Source organism: Streptomyces sp. NPDC054840, assembly GCF_053611065.1.
Window position 1 is genome coordinate 1 of the sequence record NZ_JBSGZP010000800.1, and the last position, 3,036, is coordinate 3,036.

General features: G+C 73.2%; 2 protein-coding genes. Both read left to right on the forward strand.

Annotation, left to right across the window (positions count from 1 at the left end):
- Positions 1 to 1,422, forward strand: a 1,422-nt coding sequence (locus ACWGIU_RS34190; protein ID WP_453711995.1) for an ATP-binding protein, incomplete at its 5' end; no start/stop codon positions are given.
- Positions 1,419 to 2,579: an acyl-CoA dehydrogenase family protein gene (locus ACWGIU_RS34195; protein WP_453711996.1), complete on the forward strand. Its 1,161-nt coding sequence runs from the start codon at positions 1,419 to 1,421 to the stop codon at positions 2,577 to 2,579. The genes ACWGIU_RS34190 and ACWGIU_RS34195, both read left to right, overlap by 4 nt.
- The last annotated feature ends 457 nt before the right edge of the window (positions 2,580 to 3,036 follow it).

Here is a 3,036-nt window from a genome sequence, read left to right on the forward strand (position 1 = left end):
GTCCGCGACCTCGACCAGCTCAAGGAGGCCCTGGACGCGGCCTCCGCCGAGGCCCGCTCCGCCTTCGGCGACGGCGAGGTCTTCGCCGAGCCCTACGTGGAACGCGGCCGCCACGTCGAAGTCCAGATCCTCGCCGACACCCACGGCACCGTCTGGGCCCTGGGCACCCGAGACTGCTCCCTCCAGCGCCGCCATCAGAAGGTCATCGAGGAAGCCCCCGCCCCCGGTCTCCCGAAGCCCCTGCGCGAGACCCTCCACGCCGCCGCCGTCGCCGCGGCCCGGGCCGTCTCCTACCAGGGCGCGGGCACCGTCGAGTTCCTCGTCACCGCCGACGGACGCCCGTACTTCCTGGAGATGAACACCCGCCTCCAGGTCGAACACCCCGTCACCGAAGCCGTCTTCGGCCTCGACCTCGTCGCCCTCCAGCTGCGCGTCGCCGAGGGCGCGGCCCTGCCCCCGGTGCCCCCGGAGCCCACCGGCCACGCCGTCGAGGCCCGCCTCTACGCCGAGGACCCCGCCCAGGACTGGCGCCCGCAGACCGGCACCCTGCACACCCTCGCCATCCCCGGCGAGGTCCGCGTCGACACCGGCTTCACCGCCGGGGACACCGTCGGCATCCACTACGACCCCATGCTCGCCAAGATCGTCGCCCACGCCCCCACCCGCGCCGAGGCCGTCCGGGCCCTCGCCGCCGCCCTCGCCGGAGCCCGCATCCACGGGCTCACCACCAACCGCGAGCTCCTCGTACGGTCCCTGCGGCACCCGGAGTTCGCCGCCGGACAGCTCGACACCGGTTTCTACGACCGCCACCTCGACACCCTCACCGGCGGCGCCCCGGACCCCACCCCGGCCGCCCTCGCCGCGGCCCTCGCCGCAGCGGCCCCTGGCCCGGACGCCCCCCTCGCCACCCGCCTCGGCGGCTGGCGCAACGTCCGCTCGCAGCCGCAGACCCGCCGCTACCGGTCCGCCGGCGTCGAACACGAGGTCCAGTACCACCCGGTGAACCACCCCGGGATCCGCGTGGTGGCCACCAGCCCCACCCTCGTCACCCTCGAAGTCGAGGGAATCCGGCGGACGTTCCACGTGAAACAACATGCGAACACGACCGAGATCTACGTGGACTCCGCACTCGGCGCCCACACCTTCACGCCCGTTCCCCGCTTCCCGGACCCCCAGGACCGCACGGAACCGGGCTCGCTGCTCGCCCCCATGCCCGGCACCGTCGTCCGCACCGCCGAGGGCCTGGCTCCCGGCAGCCCCGTCACCGCAGGCCAGCCCCTGCTCTGGCTGGAGGCCATGAAGATGGAGCACCGCATCCTCGCTCCCGCCTCCGGCACGCTCACCGCGCTCCACGTCGCCACCGGCCAACAGGTCGAGTTCGGCGCCCTGCTCGCCGTAGTCCAGGAGGAACCGCAAGCATGAGCACCGTCATCGAAACCGAAGAGCACCACGCCCTGCGCGCCGCCGTCGCCGCCCTCGGACAGCGCTACGGCCGCGCATACCTCGCCCGTGTCGCCCGCGAAGGCGGCCACCCCGACGAGCTGTGGGCCGACGCCGCGAAGCTCGGCTACCTCGGGGTCAACCTCCCCGAGGAGTACGGCGGCGGAGGCGGCGGCATCGCCGAACTCTCCATCGTCCTGGAAGAACTCGGGGCCGCCGGCTGCCCCCTCCTCATGATGGTCGTATCGCCCGCCATCTGCGGCACGGTCATCGCCCGCTTCGGCACGGACGCCCAGAAGCAGGCTTGGCTGCCCGGCCTCGCCGACGGCAGCCGCACCATGGCCTTCGGCATCACCGAACCCGACGCCGGATCCAACTCCCACCGCATCACCACCACGGCGCGCCGTGACGGCGACGACTGGATCCTCACCGGACGCAAGGTCTTCATCTCCGGCGTCGACATCGCCGACGCCACCCTCATCGTCGGCCGCACGGAGGACGCCCGTACCGGCAGCCTCAAGCCCTGCCTGTTCATCGTGCCGCGCGACGCCCCCGGCTTCGGCCGCACGGTCATCGACATGGAACTCCAGGCGGCGGAGAAGCAGTTCGAGCTGACGCTGGACGAGGTGCGGCTTCCGGCCGACTCCTTGGTCGGGGACGAGGACGCGGGGCTGCTCCAGCTGTTCGCCGGACTCAACCCCGAGCGGATCATGACCGCGGCCTTCGCCATCGGGATGGGCCGCCACGCCCTCGCCAAGGCCGTCGACTACGCGAAGACCCGCCAGGTGTGGAAGCAGCCCATCGGCGGCCACCAGGCGGTGGCTCACCCGCTGGCCCAGGCCCACATCGAGCTGGAACTGGCCCGGCTGATGATGCAGAAGGCTGCCCGGCTGTACGACGCGGGGGACGACATGGGGGCGGGCGAGGCGGCGAACATGGCCAAGTACGCGGCTGCGGAGGCCTGCGTCCGTGCGGTGGACCAGGCCGTCCACACCCTCGGCGGCAACGGCCTCACCCGCGAATACGGCCTGGCCTCCCTCATCACCGCCTCCCGCGTGGCCCGCATCGCCCCGGTCAGCCGGGAGATGATCCTCAACTTCATCTCCCACCAAACCCTGGGCCTCCCCAAGTCGTACTAACGACCCTGCGGCCGGCTCGGTGGTATGCGGCGCGGCCGAATCCCATGCCGGGCTCCGCCCGGACCCGCGCCTCAATCGCCGGCGAGGCTGAAATTGCGGGCCCGTGCCTCGGTGGGCGGGGTGCTCGGCGGTGGGTGGCGCGGGCGGAGTCTGTGCCGGGCTCCGCCCGGACCCGCGCCTCAAACGCCGGCGGGGCTGGAATTGCGGGCCGGTGTCTTGATGGGTGGCGGGGTTGGGAGTGGTGGGGGTTTGTCGGTCGGGGTCGGGTGGTGGCCCGCTGTCGAAGCTCTGCCGTGGGGCGGGGACACGCAGGAGGGTCCCCGCAGGACGAGGCGCGACCCGGGCCGTCTTGCCGTGACATGCCCGCACGCGCCGAGCCGAGGAGACCCTCGTGCGGGGCCCCGCCCCACCCCTACCAGCCCCGCCGGCGTTTGAGGCGCACCCCGGGCGCAGCCCG

What these genes read in the sequence shown, in the direction of transcription:
- ACWGIU_RS34195 (WP_453711996.1), top strand. Translation starts at nt 1,419, where the DNA reads ATGAGCACCGTCATCGAAACCGAAGAGCACCACGCCCTGCGCGCCGCC.